The organism is Streptomyces sp. ERV7 (genome assembly GCF_001653515.1).
In the GTDB taxonomy this organism is placed as follows: Bacteria; Actinomycetota; Actinomycetes; order Streptomycetales; family Streptomycetaceae; genus Streptomyces.
In genome coordinates, this window is sequence record NZ_LYOY01000040.1 from 1,009,366 (window position 1) to 1,022,746 (window position 13,381).

The following is a 13,381-nucleotide window of genomic DNA, read 5'->3' on the forward strand; positions in this document are numbered from 1 at the left end:
GGCATACGGGAGCACGGTCCGCAGACGAACGGAGGTCTGGGGCGAAGCGCCAGGCAAGGGAAGGGGCGGGGTGGGGAACTCTCCATCGGTCATCGAGACCCACGGTCTCAGCAAGCGCTACCGAGGCGGCCAACTGGCCGTGGACGGCCTGGACCTCACCGTCCCCGGCGGCAGCATCTTCGGCTTCCTCGGCCCCAACGGCTCGGGCAAGACGACCACCATCCGCATGCTGATGGGCCTGATCGAGCCGACCTCCGGCACGGCCCGGGTCCTCGGCAGCCCCATGCCCCGCGCTGGGCGCACGGTCCTGCCGCAGGTGGGCGCCCTGATCGAGGGCCCCGCGCTGTACGGATTCCTGTCCGGCCGCGACAACCTCGTCCGGTACGACTCGGCCGACCCGACCGCCGACCCCCGCACCCGGGCGAGCCGGGTCGCCCACGCCCTGGACCGGGTGGGGCTCGCCGCCGCGTCCGGCAAGAAGGCGCGGGCGTACTCCCTGGGCATGAAGCAGCGGCTCGGCCTCGCGTCCGCGCTGCTCCAGCCCCGCAAGCTGCTGGTCCTGGACGAGCCCACCAACGGCCTCGACCCGCAGGGCATGCGGGAGATCCGCGCCCTGGTGCGGGAGCTCGCCGCCGACGGCACCACGGTCTTCCTCTCCTCGCACCTCCTGGACGAGATCGAGCAGGTCTGTACGCACGCGGCGGTGATGACCCAGGGCCGGCTGGTCGTCCAGGGCGAGGTGGCCGAGCTCCTGGCGGGCAACCGGGGCCGGCTCGCCGTCACCACCCCGGACCCGGCCGACGCGGCCCGGCTGCTCAAGGAGCGCGGGGTGGCGGACGTGACCGTGGACGGGGACCGGGTGACGGGCGAGGTCCCGCCGGACGACGTGGAACTGGCGGAGCTCAACGCCGCGCTGGTGCACGGCGGCGTACGGGTGAGGGCCTTCGGGGTCGAACGGGCCTCGCTGGAGGACGCGTTCGTGGCGCTGACGGGGGAGGGGTTCGATGTCGCGGGCTGAGGCGAACGCAACGGAGGCCGGGTCGGCCGCGGCTGAGGCCGAGCCGGCCCGGGCCGCAGACGTCCACGTCCCTGACGGCCACGCTCCTGACGTCCGGGCCGTCCCGGACATCGCGGGCCCCGCGTCCCGGCGGCCCAGCCCCCTCTGGGCGTTCGGGCTCTTCCGGTCCGAGCTGGTCACCGTCGTGCGGCGGTGGCGCACCCTCGCGCTGCTCGGGGTGCTGGCGGCCGTCCCGGTCCTGATCGGCATCGCCGTGAAGATCGAGACGCGCGGCGGCGGTACGGCCGGTCCCAGCGGCGGTGACGGCCCGGCCTTCATCTCGCAGATCACCAACAACGGGCTCTTCCTCGTCTTCGCGGGGCTCGCCGCGACCCTGCCCGTCTTCCTGCCGATGGCGATCGGCGTGGTCGCGGGCGACGCGATAGCGGGCGAGGCCAACAGCGGCACCCTGCGCTACCTCCTGGTCGCCCCGGCGGGCCGGACCAGGCTGCTGCTCGCCAAGTACGCGTCGACGCTCGCGTTCTGCCTGCTCGCGACCCTGGTCGTGGCGGCGTCCGCGCTCGCCGTGGGCGCGCTGCTCTTCCCGCTCGGCGACGTCACGACCATCTCCGGTACGCAGATATCGTTCGCGGACGGGCTGCTGCGCGCGTTCGCGATCGCCGGGGTGGTGGCCCTGTCGCTGACCGGGGTGGCCGCGCTCGGCCTGTTCATCTCCACCCTCACCGGCAGCGGTGTCGCGGCGATGGCGGCGACGGTCGGCCTGCTGATCACCGTGCAGATCCTGGACCAGATCCCCCAGCTGCACGCGATACAGCCGTATCTCTTCCCGCACTACTGGCTGTCCTTCGCGGACCTGCTGCGGGTGCCGGTCTACTGGGACCAGCTGGTGAAGAACCTGGAGCTGCAGGCGCTGTACGTGGCGGTGTTCGGTTCGGCGGCCTGGGCGCGCTTCACGGCGAAGGACATCACGGCCTGAGGGTGCGGGGAGGCGGGCGGACCGGGGCCCGGACCGGGGTCATGGCCGCGTCCGGCGAAGAGGGACGGAACGGTCGTGCGAGCCGACCCCCGTGGCGGCTCGACACGACACGTACCGTTTCCTCTGCACATTCTTGGAGCAGACCATTCCGCTGTCAATACGCTACGGACCGTCCTCGTAGACTCGCCCCGTGACCGAGCCGCCACGTCCTGCCCCCAACCCCCGGCGCCGGAGCGAGAGATCGCGCCGCGCGATCCTCTCCGCGGCGCTCGCCCTCTGCGCGGAAAACGGCTATGGACGCGTCACGATCGAGGGCATCGCCGCTCGTGCGGGGGTCAGCAAGAAGACGATCTACCGCTGGTGGGCGACGAAGGGCGCGGTGCTCCTGGAGGCCGTGATCGAGGCCGTGGTGAGCACCTCGCCGCTGCCCGACACCGGGGACGTCGACACGGACATGGTGACGCATGTCACCAGCGTGATGCGGGTCTTCACCTCACCGGTGATCGGCCCCGCGTACACCGGGATCCTCTCCGAGCTGCTCCACGACGAGGCGCTGGCCGAGGCCGTCAACGAGGAGCTGGTCGGCCCGCGCGTCGCGCTGGTGCACGAGCGGCTGCGCGCCGGGCAGCGGCAGGGCCAGCTGCCGCCGGACGCCGATCTGGAGCTGGCCGTGGAGCTGCTGTACGGGCCGCTGTACTACCGGCACGCGCTGAAGCGGCCGTTCCACGCCCCGGACAGGATCGCCGTCCTGGTGGCGCACGTCATGCGTGCGTTGCGGGCACCGGCTGCGAGCTGAAGAAGGTCTTGGCGCGGACCGTCGCCCGGGTGTCCTGACCGATCGTGCCGGGCCGGTTGGCCGAGCCGAGCAGGACGCCGCCCCACCGCATGTCCATGTACGCGGCGGTGTGGCGCAGGGTCCCCACCAGCGGATCGGCCACGGTCTGGTCGGTGCCGGCGAGCGCCGTCACGCCCCACAGGGTGCGCCCGGCCATCCGCGGCCGGAAGTCCAGGCCCGGCACCCGCATCCACCCCGACCAGTGGTCGAGGTAGTGCTTGACCGAGGTCGAGACGCTGTACCAGTAGAGCGGCGAGGCGATGACGAGGTCGGTGGCCTCCAGGGTCGCCCCCAGCAGGGTCGCCGCGTCTCCGGTCGGGTCGGCGTACAGGCCCTCGCCGTCGTGGCGCCGGTCGGCGAACTCGGGCAGCCGCAGCCGCGAGAGGTCCAGCCAGCGCTGCGAGGTGTCGCTCGGCAGCTGCTCGGCGGCCAGTCTCGCCAGTTCCTCGGTGTTGCCGCCGGGGCGCGTACTGCCGAGCAGGAATAGGAAGTTGCGGGCCATGACCGTGATCCCCTCCGGAAAAAAGCATGCGCGTGCAGTATATGCACGCGCATGCTCATTGCGGGGGTCGTCAGAAGGTCAGCTTCCAACTGTTGATGTACCCGGTGTCCTGCGGCCCCTTGTCCTGCACCTTCAGCTTCCACGTCCCGTTCGCGGTCTCGGTGGAGGCGTTGACGGTGTACGTGGTGTTGATGTTCGGGGTGGAGTCCGACGAGGAGTTGTGCAGCCGGTACGCCTTGCCGCTCGGGCCGATCAGATCGACCACGAGGTCACCGCTGTAGGTGTGGACGATGTTCACGCCGACCTTGAGCGCGGAGGGCGCGTTGCCCGTCCGCCCGGTCACCGAGACCGACGAGGTCACGGCCGCGCCGGGGGAGTCCGGGATGGTGACGTCGGTGGTGTTCTCGAAGGCGTCACCGGTGGGCGGGGTGGTGGTCCCGGCGGACAGCTGCCACAGCGCGTACGCGATGGCGTCGCTGTTGTGGTCGAGCGCGGTGTCGTCGATGTTCGTGCTGGTGTCGCAGGAGGAGTGGTAGCAGGCGTCGAACGCGCGGCCCGCCGTGCCGCCCCACTTCTGGGCCTGGGCCGAGGTCTTGGTGTAGTCGGCGCCGGAGAAGAGACCGCCGACGCGTATGCCGGCGTTCTTGAACGGCGCGTGGTCGGAGCGGCCGTCGCCCTCCGTCTCGATCTCGGTGGGTATGGAGAGGGTCGCGAAGTAGTCCTTGAAGACCTTCTCCAGGGCCGGATCGTCGTCGTAGACGAAGTAGCCCGGGTTGGGCGAGCCGATCATGTCGAAGTTCAGATACGCGGAGATCTTGCCGCGGTCGGCCGTCGACAGGCTGTTGACGTAGGCCTTCGAGCCGACCAGGCCCAGCTCCTCGGCGCCGAACCAGCCGAACCGCAGGTGCTTGTCGGGCTTGAGCTGGGCGCGGGAGACGGCGAGCGCGGTCTCCAGGACACCGGCCGTGCCGGAGCCGTTGTCGTTGATGCCGGGGCCCGAGGTGACCGAGTCGAGGTGCGCGCCGGTCATCACGGTCTGCGAGGTGTCGCCGCCGGGCCAGTCGGCGATCAGGTTGTAGCCGGTGGCGCCGGAGGAGGTGAACTGCTGGACGGAGGTGGTGTACCCGGCCGCGTCCAGCTTGCCCTTCACGTAGTCCAGCGAGGCCTTGTAGCCGGCCCGGCCGTGGGCGCGGTTGCCGCCGTTGGCGTTGGCTATCTGCTGGAGCTGGGCGAGGTGGGCCTTGACGTTGGCGACGGGTATGTCGGGGGCGGCGGCGGTTGCCGGGGCGGCGGCCTGTGCGGTTGCCTGGTCGGCGGCCTGGACGGCGGGTGCGCCGAGGGCGAGGCCGAGGGCCACGGCGGTGGCTGCGGCGCCTGTGGCGAGGGTGGTTCTGGTGCGCATGTGGGGGCTCCGTGTTCCGCTGGGGGATGGGACGGAAACGCGAGCCTGATGTTCAGGGAGAGTTTCACTCACCGTCAAGAACGTATTCCGGTCACGGGTGTTCGGTGAGCGGACATTGGCCGGAAGTGGGCTCCCCCCACCCCGCCCCTTCCCTGAACCCTCCGGGGGTGGTCTTGATCTGCGGCTCCGGTGGGGGCTGGCCGCGCAGTTCCCGCTCCATCGCACGGGACGCCGCCGCCAGCGCCACCCTCCCCCGCCGAGCCGCCCGCAACGCGTCCCACGTCAGCAGCGTCAGCGCCAGCCACACCAGCGAGAAGCCCGCCCACCGCTCCGCCGGCATCGCCTCGTGGAAGTACACGATGCCCAGGCCGAACTGGAACACCGGCGCCAGGTACTGCAGCAGCCCCAGCGTCGACAGCGGAACGCGGATCGCGGCCGCCCCGAAGCAGACCAGCGGCGCCGCCGTGACGATCCCGGTCGCCGCGAGCAGCGCCCCGTGCCCGGCGCCGTGGGACCCGAACGTCGCCTCCCCGCTCGACCCCAGCCACACCAGATACCCCAGCGCCGGCAGGAACTGCATCGCCGTCTCGGCGGCCAGCGACTCCAGCCCGCCGAGGTTCACCTTCTTCTTCACCAGCCCGTACGTGGCGAACGTCAGGGCGAGGGTGAGCGAGATCCACGGGGGCCGGCCGGCCCCGACCGCCAGGACGACGACCGCCAGCGCGCCGATCGCCACCGCCGCCCACTGCACCGGCCGCAGCCGCTCCTTGAGCAGCAGCACGCCCATCGCGATGGTGACCAGCGGATTGATGAAGTAGCCGAGCGACGCCTCGACGACGTGGCCGGAGTTCACCGACCAGATGTAGACGCCCCAGTTGACCGTGATCACGGCGGCGGCGAGGCCTATGAGCGCGAGCCGGCGCGGCTGGCGCAGGAGCTCGCCGATCCATGCCCAGCGGCGCAGTACGAGCAGCGCGGCGCCGACGAAGACGAGGGACCACACCATCCGGTGGGCCAGGATCTCGATCGCACCGGCCGGCTTCAGGAGCGGCCAGAAGAGGGGGACAAGACCCCACATCCCGTAGGCACCGACACCGTAGAGCAGCCCTGTCCGCTGCTCACCGGTCCCGGTCCCGGTACCGGCAGTGGTTCTCGGTTCCTCGGCCACTGGCCCTCCCTGCGCGCGCGTCGACGAGTCGAAGGTAGCGCCAGGCAACCACCCCTGTCATGCCCGATATCCGAAAACGGTACTGACGGCGGGGTGGTCCATTCCGCTCGCGTCAGGCGACGGCCGCGGCGATCGTCTGCGCGATCGGCGTCGTCGGCCGCCCGATCAGCCGCGACAGCTCGCCGGACGTGGCCGCGAGCCTGCCCCGCCCGATCGCCAGGTCCACGTCGACGAGGATCTCGGCGAACGGCACCGGGATCCCCGCGCCCGTGAGGATGCCGAGGTGCACCTCGGGCGCGACGGCCTGGTACGCGATCTCCTTGCCGGTCGCCCGCGCGACCTCCGCCGCGTACTCCGCGAACGACCACGCCACGTCGCCGCTCAGCTCGTACGTCCGGCCCAGGTGGCCCTCGCCGGTCAGCACCGCCGCCGCGGCAGCCGCGTAGTCCGCGCGGGCGGCCGAGGCCACCCGGCCCTCGCCCGCGTTGGACACGACCGCCCCGTGTGCGAGCACCGGCTCCAGGTGGGCGGTGTAGTTCTCGGTGTACCAGCCGTTGCGCAGGAAGGTGTACGGCAGCCCCGATTCGAGGATCAGCCGCTCGGTGGCCTTGTGCTCGTCCGCGAGGCGGAAGTCGGCCTCGGGCCCGCCGAGGATGCCGGTGTACGCGAGCTGCGCCACCCCGGCGTCCTTCGCGGCCGCGACCACGGCGGCGTGCTGTGCCACCCGCTGCCCGACCTCGCTGCCGGAGATCAGCAGGACGCGGTCACCGGCGCGGAAGGCCCCGGCCAGGGTCTCGGGCGCGCTGTAGTCGGCCACCCGCAGCTCCACACCGCGCTCGGCGAGAGCGGCGGCCTTCTCCTTGTTCCGTACGACGGCGGCTATCCCGTTCGCGGGCACCCCCGAGGCGAGCAGCTCGTCGACGACGAGACGGCCGAGGGCTCCGGTGGCTCCGGTGACGACGATGCTCATGGCTGCTGACTCCTTGGATCCGGGTTCCCGTGCGGAACCCTGTGCCACTCACCGTACGGTCGGCGCTAACCTTTCGTAAGTACCCACTTTGAAGTAAGGTACTGGTATGGTAGTAAGTACCCAGCACAGTGCCCGGCCCACCGAGGACCTCCGTGAGGCGATGTGTCCGCACCGGCTCGTCCTGGAGCATGTGACCAGCCGCTGGGGCGTCCTCGTCCTGCTCGCGCTGAGCGAGCGGTCGTACCGGTTCAGCGAGCTGCGCCGGCACGTCGGGCGGGTCAGCGAGAAGATGCTGGCCCAGACCCTCCAGACGCTGGAGCGCGACGGCTTCGTGCTCCGCGACGCCAAGCCGGTCATCCCGCCGCGCGTCGACTATTCGCTCACCCCGATCGGCCGCGAGGCCGCCGAGCGGGTCCGGGCCCTCGCCGAGTGGACCGGCGTACGGATGGAGCAGGTCGAGCAGGCCCGCGCCGCCTACGACGAGGCCCGCGAGGCCGCCAGGTCGGCGTAACCCCTAGTCCGGCTGCGGCTCGCGCCCCGCGTCCAGCGACCGCAGGGCCCGCGACACGTCGAACGGCAGCACCGTCACCGCCACCGACGGCAGCTGCTCCAGCGCCTTGGCCATCGCCTCGCCGGTGCCCCGGTGCAGCAGCCTGCCGAGGAAACCGGTGTACGTGCGGTGGGGGACCAGGACCGTCAGCCAGGTCCGGCCGTCCTCGGTCGTCCGGGCCGCGAGCTCCTTCATCGCGTGCCGCAGCCGCCGGTCCGGGCACTCCACCAGCTCCAGCGGCACCGAGGTCGCCGCCGTCGCCTCCCACTGCGCCGAGAGCCGGCGGGCGTGCGCCTCGTCGATCGCGAAGTGGACCGCCCGGATCTCGTCGGGCCGCAGCTCGTGCGCGTACCGCAGCGCCTTGAGTGCCGCCAGGTCCAGCGTCTCCACCAGCACGAACACCCGATGGCGGCGTCCGTGCGGCAGATCGGCGCCCGGTGCCTGGAGGGTGCCGAGGGCCGTGGCCTCGCGCCGGTACTCGCGGTTGATCCGCGTCAGCGCCCACACTCCCAGCGGGAACACCACGACCACCAGCCAGGCGCCCTCGGTGAACTTGGTGACCGCGAAGACCAGCACCACCGCCGCCGACACCACGGCCGCGAGCCCGTTGACGGCGACCTTCGGCCGCCGGTGCCGCTCGCGCCGCCGCAGGTGGTACGCGGTGAGCCCGGCCCCGGCCATGGTGAAGGCGGTGAACACCCCGATCGCGTACAGCGCCACCAGCTTGTCGACGTTGGCGCGGGTGACGAGCAGCAGCGCCAGCGAGACGACGGTCAGCGCGAGGATCCCGTTGGAGAACGCCAGCCGGTGCCCGCGCCGGGTCAACTGCCGTGGCAGGAACCGGTCCTCGGCCACGAAGCTGGCCAGGTAGGGAAAGCCGGTGAACGGTGTGTTGGCGCCGGTGTAGAGGATCAACGCGGTCGCGAGCTGGACGAAGACGAGCCCGGCCGTGCCCAGCGCCCCGCCGCCGAACGCGAAGTGGGCCTCCTGGGCGATGACGGTCGGGGTCCCGTCGCTGTACGGCACGGCGTGCGTGAAGTGCGCGAGCGTCGAGACGCCCAGCACCAGCACCCCGAGGACGCAGCTCATCGCGATCAGTGTGCGGCGGGCGTTGCGGCCCTGCGGCTCGCGGAACGCCGAGATGCCGTTCGAGATCGCTTCCAGACCGGTGAGCGAGGAGCCGCCGTTGGCGAACGCCCGCAGCACCATGAACAGCGACGCCCCGTACAGCCAGCCGCTGCCCGCGCTGCCCACCGGGATGGCGCCCGCCGCGTGCAGATCGGCGCGCGGCAGCCCGGAGGTGAGCCCGCGCACGGCCGAGACGGCGAGCAGCAGCCCGACGGCCGCCATGAACAGATAGGCGGGCAGCGCGAACAGCCGCCCGGCCTCCCGCACCCCGCGCAGGTTCCCGTACGCGAGGAAGAGGACCACCCCGACGGAGACGGGCAGTTGGAGGTGGTCCATCCCGGTCCAGCCGCCGCCCAGCAGATGCGCCAGCGAGATGATCGCGTTGGTCCCGGCCGACACCTGGACGGCGACGGTCACGATGTAGTCGACGAGCAGCGCCACGGCCGCGATCTGCGCGACGTCCGGCCCGAAGTTCTCGCGCGCCACGACGTACGAGCCGCCGGCCCGGGTGTAGAGGGTGACGACATCGCTGTAACAGAGCGTCAGAAGCACCAGAACGAAGAGGATCGCGCCGGTCACGGGCATCAGCAGACTGAACGCCGCCGCCCCGACCACGGGCACCAGGACCCGCAGCATCTCCTCGGAGCCGTACGCCGAGGAGCTGATGCAGTCCGATGCCAGCACCCCGAGCGCGGTGCGGTTGTCGAGCTTCTCTTCGCCGATGCGCTCGGTGGTGAGCGGTTTGCCGAGCAGCCGCCGTTTGACGCGGTACGCGAGACGGTCCATGGGCATATCAGTACGGGTGCCCGGCCGGGGGTCCGCGCAGACTCCCCGGCCGGGCACCCGTACTGATTCAGGTTGCCCTCGCGCGGGCCCTAACCGGTGACGGCCCAGGTGTCGTTGCCGGTGAGGAGGGTGCTGAGGTCGCCCTTGCCGTGCTGGTGGATCGCGGTGTCGAGCTGGTCGGCCATCTGTGTGTCGTAGACGGGGCGGTCGCGGCGGCCTGGCGCAGGGTCTCGGTGAGGTGCTTGCGGTCGGAGTCGATGGTGCGGGCCACGAAGGAGGCCTCGGCTCCGAGTGCGAGGGAGACGGGGTTGAAGGGTGCGTCGAGGGAGCCCATCGGCGTCGACTTGGTGATCTTGCCGACCTCGGAGGTGGGTGAGTACTGGCCCTTGGTGAGTCCGTAGATCCGGTTGTTGAAGAGGAGGATCTTGAGGTTGACGTTGCGGCGCAGGGCGTGGATGAGGTGGTTGCCGCCGATGGAGAGGGCGTCGCCGTCTCCGGTGACCACCCACACGCTCAGATCGCGCCGCGAGGTGGCGAGGCCGGTGGCGATGGCGGGGGCGCGGCCGTGGATGGAGTGCATCCCGTAGGTGTTCATGTAGTAGGGGAAGCGGCTGGAGCAGCCGATGCCGGAGACGAAGACGATGTTCTCTTTGGCGAGGCCGAGTTCGGGCATGAAGCCCTGGACGGCGGCGAGGACGGCGTAGTCGCCGCAGCCGGGGCACCAGCGCACTTCCTGGTCGGACTTGAAGTCCTTCATGGACTGCTTGGCCTCGGCCTTGGGCACCAGGGAGAGCAGGGTACGTGCCGTCGTCTCAGACATTGATGGCCTCCTTGAGGGCCTCCGCGAGCTGCGCGGCTTTGAACGGCATTCCGTTGACCTGGGTGTATGACTGCGCGTCGACCACGTACTTCGCGCGGATGAGGGTGGCGAGCTGGCCGAGGTTCATCTCGGGGACGACGACGGTGTCGTAATGCCTCAGCACCTCGCCGAGGTTGCGGGGGAAGGGGTTGAGGTGGCGCAGATGGGCCTGCGCGATGGGCAGGCCCTCGGCGCGCAGGCGGCGGACGGCGGCGGTGATGGGTCCGTAGGTGGAGCCCCAGCCGATGACGAGGGTGCGGGCCTGGTCCGGGTCGTCGACGGCCAGGTCGGGGACCTCGATGCCGTCGATCTTGGCCTGGCGGGTGCGGACCATGAGTTCGTGGTTGGCGGGGTCGTAGGAGATGTTGCCGGTGCCGTCCTGCTTTTCGATGCCGCCGATGCGGTGTTCGAGGCCCGGTGTGCCCGGCAGGGCCCAGGGGCGGGCGAGGGTGTGGGGGTCGCGTTTGTACGGTTGCGGGGGAAGGGGTTGAGGTGGCGCAGATGGGCCTGCGCGATGGGCAGGCCCTCGGTGCGCAGGCGGCGGACGGCGGCGGTGATGGGTCCGTAGGTGGAGCCCCAGCCGATGACGAGGGTGCGGGCCTGGTCCGGGTCGTCGACGGCCAGGTCGGGGACCTCGATGCCGTCGATCTTGGCCTGGCGGGTGCGGACCATGAGTTCGTGGTTGGCGGGGTCGTAGGAGATGTTGCCGGTGCCGTCCTGTTTTTCGATGCCGCCGATGCGGTGTTCGAGGCCCGGTGTGCCCGGTACTGCCCAGGGGCGGGCGAGGGTGTGGGGGTCGCGTTTGTACGGCCAGAACACCTCGGTGCCGTCGGCCAGGGTGTGGTTGGGCACGGTGGCGAACTGGACGCGGAGGTCGGGTAGTTCGTCGGTGTCCGGGATGCGCCACGGCTCGGATCCGTTGGCGAGGTAGCCGTCGGAGAGGAGGAAGACGGGGGTGCGGTAGGTCAGGGCGATGCGGGCGGCGTCCAGGGCCGCGTCGAAGCAGTCGGCGGGGGTCTTGGGTGCCACGATGGGGACCGGGGCTTCGCCGTTGCGTCCGTACATCGCTTGCAGCAGGTCGGCTTGTTCGGTCTTGGTGGGCAGGCCGGTGGAGGGGCCGCCGCGCTGGATGTCCACCACCAGCAGGGGCAGCTCCAGTGACACGGCGAGGCCGATGGTCTCGGACTTGAGGGCGACGCCGGGGCCGGAGGTGGTGGTGACGGCGAGCGAGCCGCCGAAGGCGGCGCCGAGTGCGGCGCCGATGCCGGCGATCTCGTCCTCGGCCTGGAAGGTGCGGACGCCGAAGTTCTTGTGCCTGGACAGCTCGTGGAGGATGTCCGAGGCCGGGGTGATCGGGTACGAGCCCAGATAGAGCGGCAGATCGGCCTGGCGGGAGGCGGCGATCAGTCCGTAGGCGAGGGCCAGGTTGCCGGAGATGTTGCGGTAGGTGCCGGTCGCAAAGGCGCGGGTGGCGGGGGCGACTTCGTAGGAGACGGCGAAGTCCTCGGTGGTCTCCCCGAAGTTCCAGCCGGCGCGGAAGGCCGTCACGTTGGCTTCGGCGATCTCGGGCTTCTTGGCGAACTTCTGCCGCAGGAAGGCTTCGGTGGCCTCGGTGGGCCGGTGATACATCCAGCTCAGCAGGCCCAGCGCGAACATGTTCTTGGAGCGCTCGGCCTCCTTGCGGGGCAGCCCGAATTCCTTGAGGGCTTCCACGGTGAGGGTGGTCAGCGGCACGGGGTGGACGTTGTAGGCCTCCAGGGTGCCGTCCTCGAGCGGGGAGGTGGCGTATCCGACCTTGGCCATGGGGCGTTTGGTGAACTCGTCGGTGTTGACGATGATGTCGGCGCCGCGCGGCACGTCCGCGAGGTTGGCCTTGAGGGCCGCCGGGTTCATGGCGACCAGCACGTTGGGTGCGTCGCCGGGGGTGAGGATGTCGTGGTCGGCGAAGTGGAGCTGGAAGCTGGAGACACCGGGCAGGGTTCCGGCAGGGGCCCGGATCTCGGCCGGGAAGTTCGGCAGGGTGGACAGATCGTTGCCGAACGAGGCGGTCTCCGAGGTGAACCGGTCACCCGTGAGCTGCATGCCGTCACCCGAATCACCCGCGAAACGGATGATCACCCGGTCGAGGCGCTTGACCTCTTTATGACCCGCGGGTTTGCGCTGCTCGCCGACGACGGCCTCTTCGGCCCCGTCTGCCTGCTCGGCTGACGTACTGACCTGGCTGGTCACTGAACTGGACCTCCCTGGGACGGGCTGCTCGGGCGCGCCCGGAGAACCGGTCGCTCCAAAGTCCACCCTACGTCGGTAAGGGTCGCCTTCCTTGGATGGATCGCATCCTGGACGCCCTTGTGAGATGGTCCAATGCCCCGGTTTGTCATATTTCAGTCGCCCCCCGGCTCCTTCTGGTAAGACGCCCCTCGCTCGGTCTTTGGTTCTAGGCCCCGCCCCCGCCGGACTCATCTGACAGGGTGTCAGGTGTTCAGGAATTGAGATAGGTCAGCACCGCGAGTACCCGCCGGTGGTCGCCGTCACTTGGGGAGAGGCCCAGCTTGAGAAAGATGTTGCTCACGTGCTTCTCGACGGCTCCGTCGCTCACGACCAGCTGTTTCGCGATCGCGTTGTTGGTGCGCCCCTCGGCCATCAGGCCGAGGACCTCGCGCTCGCGCGGTGTGAGCCCGGCCAGGACGTCCTGCTTGCGGCTGCGGCCGAGCAGCTGGGCCACCACCTCGGGGTCCAGGGCGGTACCGCCCCGGGCGACCCTTACGACGGCGTCCACGAACTCCCTGACCTCGGCGACGCGGTCCTTGAGCAGATAGCCCACGCCGCGGCTGGAACCGGCCAGCAGTTCGGTGGCGTACCGCTCCTCCACGTACTGCGACAGGACGAGCACCCCGATGCCCGGGTACAGCTTCCGCAGCAGCACCGCGGCGCGTACGCCCTCGTCGGTGTGGGTCGGCGGCATCCGTACGTCCGCGACCACCACGTCCGGCAGCGCGTTCTGGTCGGCGAGCTCACCGACGGTCTTGACCAGCGCGTCTCCGTCGCCGACCCCGGCGACGACGTCGTGCCCCCGGTCGGTCAGCAGGCGGGTCAGTCCCTCCCGAAGCAGTACTGAATCCTCGGCGATGACGACCCGCACCCTGTCCTCCACGATCTGCAGCCCCCCGGCTCGGTGTTGCTCGGCGTT

The 13,381-nt window shown here is 70.7% G+C and carries 10 protein-coding genes and 3 pseudogenes; 4 read left to right on the forward strand and 9 right to left on the reverse strand.

Annotated features, from left to right (window positions below; genetic code table 11):
- Positions 1-70 precede the first annotated feature (70 nt).
- The 3 genes from A8W25_RS19105 to A8W25_RS19115 all read left to right on the forward strand — a co-directional run bounded on the left by A8W25_RS19105 (position 71) and on the right by A8W25_RS19115 (position 2,790).
- Positions 71-1,018 carry an ABC transporter ATP-binding protein gene (locus tag A8W25_RS19105; protein WP_067163063.1) on the forward strand — a complete coding sequence of 316 codons (948 nt, stop codon included), beginning with the start codon at positions 71-73 and terminating at the stop codon, positions 1,016-1,018.
- Positions 1,005-1,994 (forward strand): ABC transporter permease, encoded by a 990-nt coding sequence (locus A8W25_RS19110; RefSeq protein WP_079126178.1) that lies wholly within the window; start codon positions 1,005-1,007, stop codon positions 1,992-1,994. The genes A8W25_RS19105 and A8W25_RS19110 overlap by 14 nt, the downstream gene beginning before the upstream one ends.
- Positions 1,995-2,184: 190 nt before the next feature.
- Positions 2,185-2,790, forward strand: a complete 606-nt coding sequence (locus tag A8W25_RS19115; protein WP_067163065.1) for a TetR/AcrR family transcriptional regulator — start codon at positions 2,185-2,187, stop codon at positions 2,788-2,790.
- Here A8W25_RS19115 and A8W25_RS19120 read toward each other — a convergent pair.
- The 4 genes from A8W25_RS19120 to A8W25_RS19135 form a co-directional block, all read right to left on the reverse strand.
- Positions 2,756-3,331 carry a flavodoxin family protein gene (locus tag A8W25_RS19120; protein WP_067163067.1) on the reverse strand — a complete coding sequence of 192 codons (576 nt, stop codon included), beginning with the start codon at positions 3,329-3,331 and terminating at the stop codon, positions 2,756-2,758. The two genes, A8W25_RS19115 and A8W25_RS19120, sit on opposite strands and share 35 nt — an antisense overlap.
- 70 nt (positions 3,332-3,401) lie before the next feature.
- Positions 3,402-4,733, reverse strand: a complete 1,332-nt coding sequence (locus tag A8W25_RS19125; RefSeq protein WP_067163068.1) for a M28 family metallopeptidase — start codon at positions 4,731-4,733, stop codon at positions 3,402-3,404.
- A 91-nt stretch (positions 4,734-4,824) separates the two neighbouring features.
- The gene (gene rarD, locus A8W25_RS19130; RefSeq protein WP_079126288.1) at positions 4,825-5,811 is read right to left on the reverse strand and encodes an EamA family transporter RarD; all 987 of its coding nucleotides are present in this window, start codon (positions 5,809-5,811) and stop codon (positions 4,825-4,827) included.
- A gap of 202 nt (positions 5,812-6,013) precedes the next feature.
- On the reverse strand, positions 6,014-6,871 hold the full coding sequence (locus tag A8W25_RS19135; RefSeq protein WP_067163070.1) for an NAD(P)H-binding protein: 858 nt from the start codon (positions 6,869-6,871) through the stop codon (positions 6,014-6,016).
- 106 nt (positions 6,872-6,977) lie between these two features.
- Here A8W25_RS19135 and A8W25_RS19140 point away from each other — a divergent pair, with 106 nt between their 5' ends.
- A complete protein-coding gene (locus A8W25_RS19140; RefSeq protein ID WP_067163072.1) occupies positions 6,978-7,382 on the forward strand; it encodes a winged helix-turn-helix transcriptional regulator in 405 nt (134 codons plus the stop codon).
- A 3-nt stretch (positions 7,383-7,385) separates the two neighbouring features.
- On the opposite strand, the gene A8W25_RS19145 is transcribed toward A8W25_RS19140, so the two are convergent.
- From A8W25_RS19145 to A8W25_RS19160, 5 genes and pseudogenes are all read right to left on the reverse strand, one after another.
- Positions 7,386-9,341, reverse strand: coding sequence for an APC family permease (locus tag A8W25_RS19145; RefSeq protein WP_067163074.1), 1,956 nt, complete (start codon positions 9,339-9,341; stop codon positions 7,386-7,388).
- Positions 9,342-9,424: 83 nt separating this feature from the next.
- Positions 9,425-10,155 (reverse strand): annotated as a pseudogene (locus A8W25_RS19150) (2-oxoacid:ferredoxin oxidoreductase subunit beta).
- A pseudogene (locus A8W25_RS33525) lies at positions 10,148-10,666 on the reverse strand (2-oxoglutarate ferredoxin oxidoreductase subunit alpha); the annotation flags it as partial. The pseudogenes A8W25_RS33525 and A8W25_RS19150, both read right to left, overlap by 8 nt.
- Positions 10,666-12,423 (reverse strand): annotated as a pseudogene (locus tag A8W25_RS19155) (2-oxoacid:acceptor oxidoreductase subunit alpha); the annotation flags it as partial. The pseudogenes A8W25_RS33525 and A8W25_RS19155, both read right to left, overlap by 1 nt.
- Before the next feature lie 250 nt (positions 12,424-12,673).
- Positions 12,674-13,333, reverse strand: a complete 660-nt coding sequence (locus A8W25_RS19160) for a response regulator transcription factor (RefSeq protein WP_067163076.1) — start codon at positions 13,331-13,333, stop codon at positions 12,674-12,676.
- Between the last annotated feature and the right edge of the window lie 48 nt (positions 13,334-13,381).

What these genes read in the sequence shown, in the direction of transcription:
- A8W25_RS19110 (WP_079126178.1), top strand. Translation starts at nt 1,005, where the DNA reads ATGTCGCGGGCTGAGGCGAACGCAACGGAGGCCGGGTCGGCCGCGGCT.
- A8W25_RS19120 (WP_067163067.1), bottom strand. Translation starts at nt 3,331, where the DNA reads ATGGCCCGCAACTTCCTATTCCTGCTCGGCAGTACGCGCCCCGGCGGC.
- A8W25_RS19125 (WP_067163068.1), bottom strand. Translation starts at nt 4,733, where the DNA reads ATGCGCACCAGAACCACCCTCGCCACAGGCGCCGCAGCCACCGCCGTG.
- rarD (WP_079126288.1), bottom strand. Translation starts at nt 5,811, where the DNA reads ATGTGGGGTCTTGTCCCCCTCTTCTGGCCGCTCCTGAAGCCGGCCGGT.
- A8W25_RS19135 (WP_067163070.1), bottom strand. Translation starts at nt 6,871, where the DNA reads ATGAGCATCGTCGTCACCGGAGCCACCGGAGCCCTCGGCCGTCTCGTC.
- A8W25_RS19140 (WP_067163072.1), top strand. Translation starts at nt 6,978, where the DNA reads ATGGTAGTAAGTACCCAGCACAGTGCCCGGCCCACCGAGGACCTCCGT.
- A8W25_RS19145 (WP_067163074.1), bottom strand. Translation starts at nt 9,341, where the DNA reads ATGCCCATGGACCGTCTCGCGTACCGCGTCAAACGGCGGCTGCTCGGC.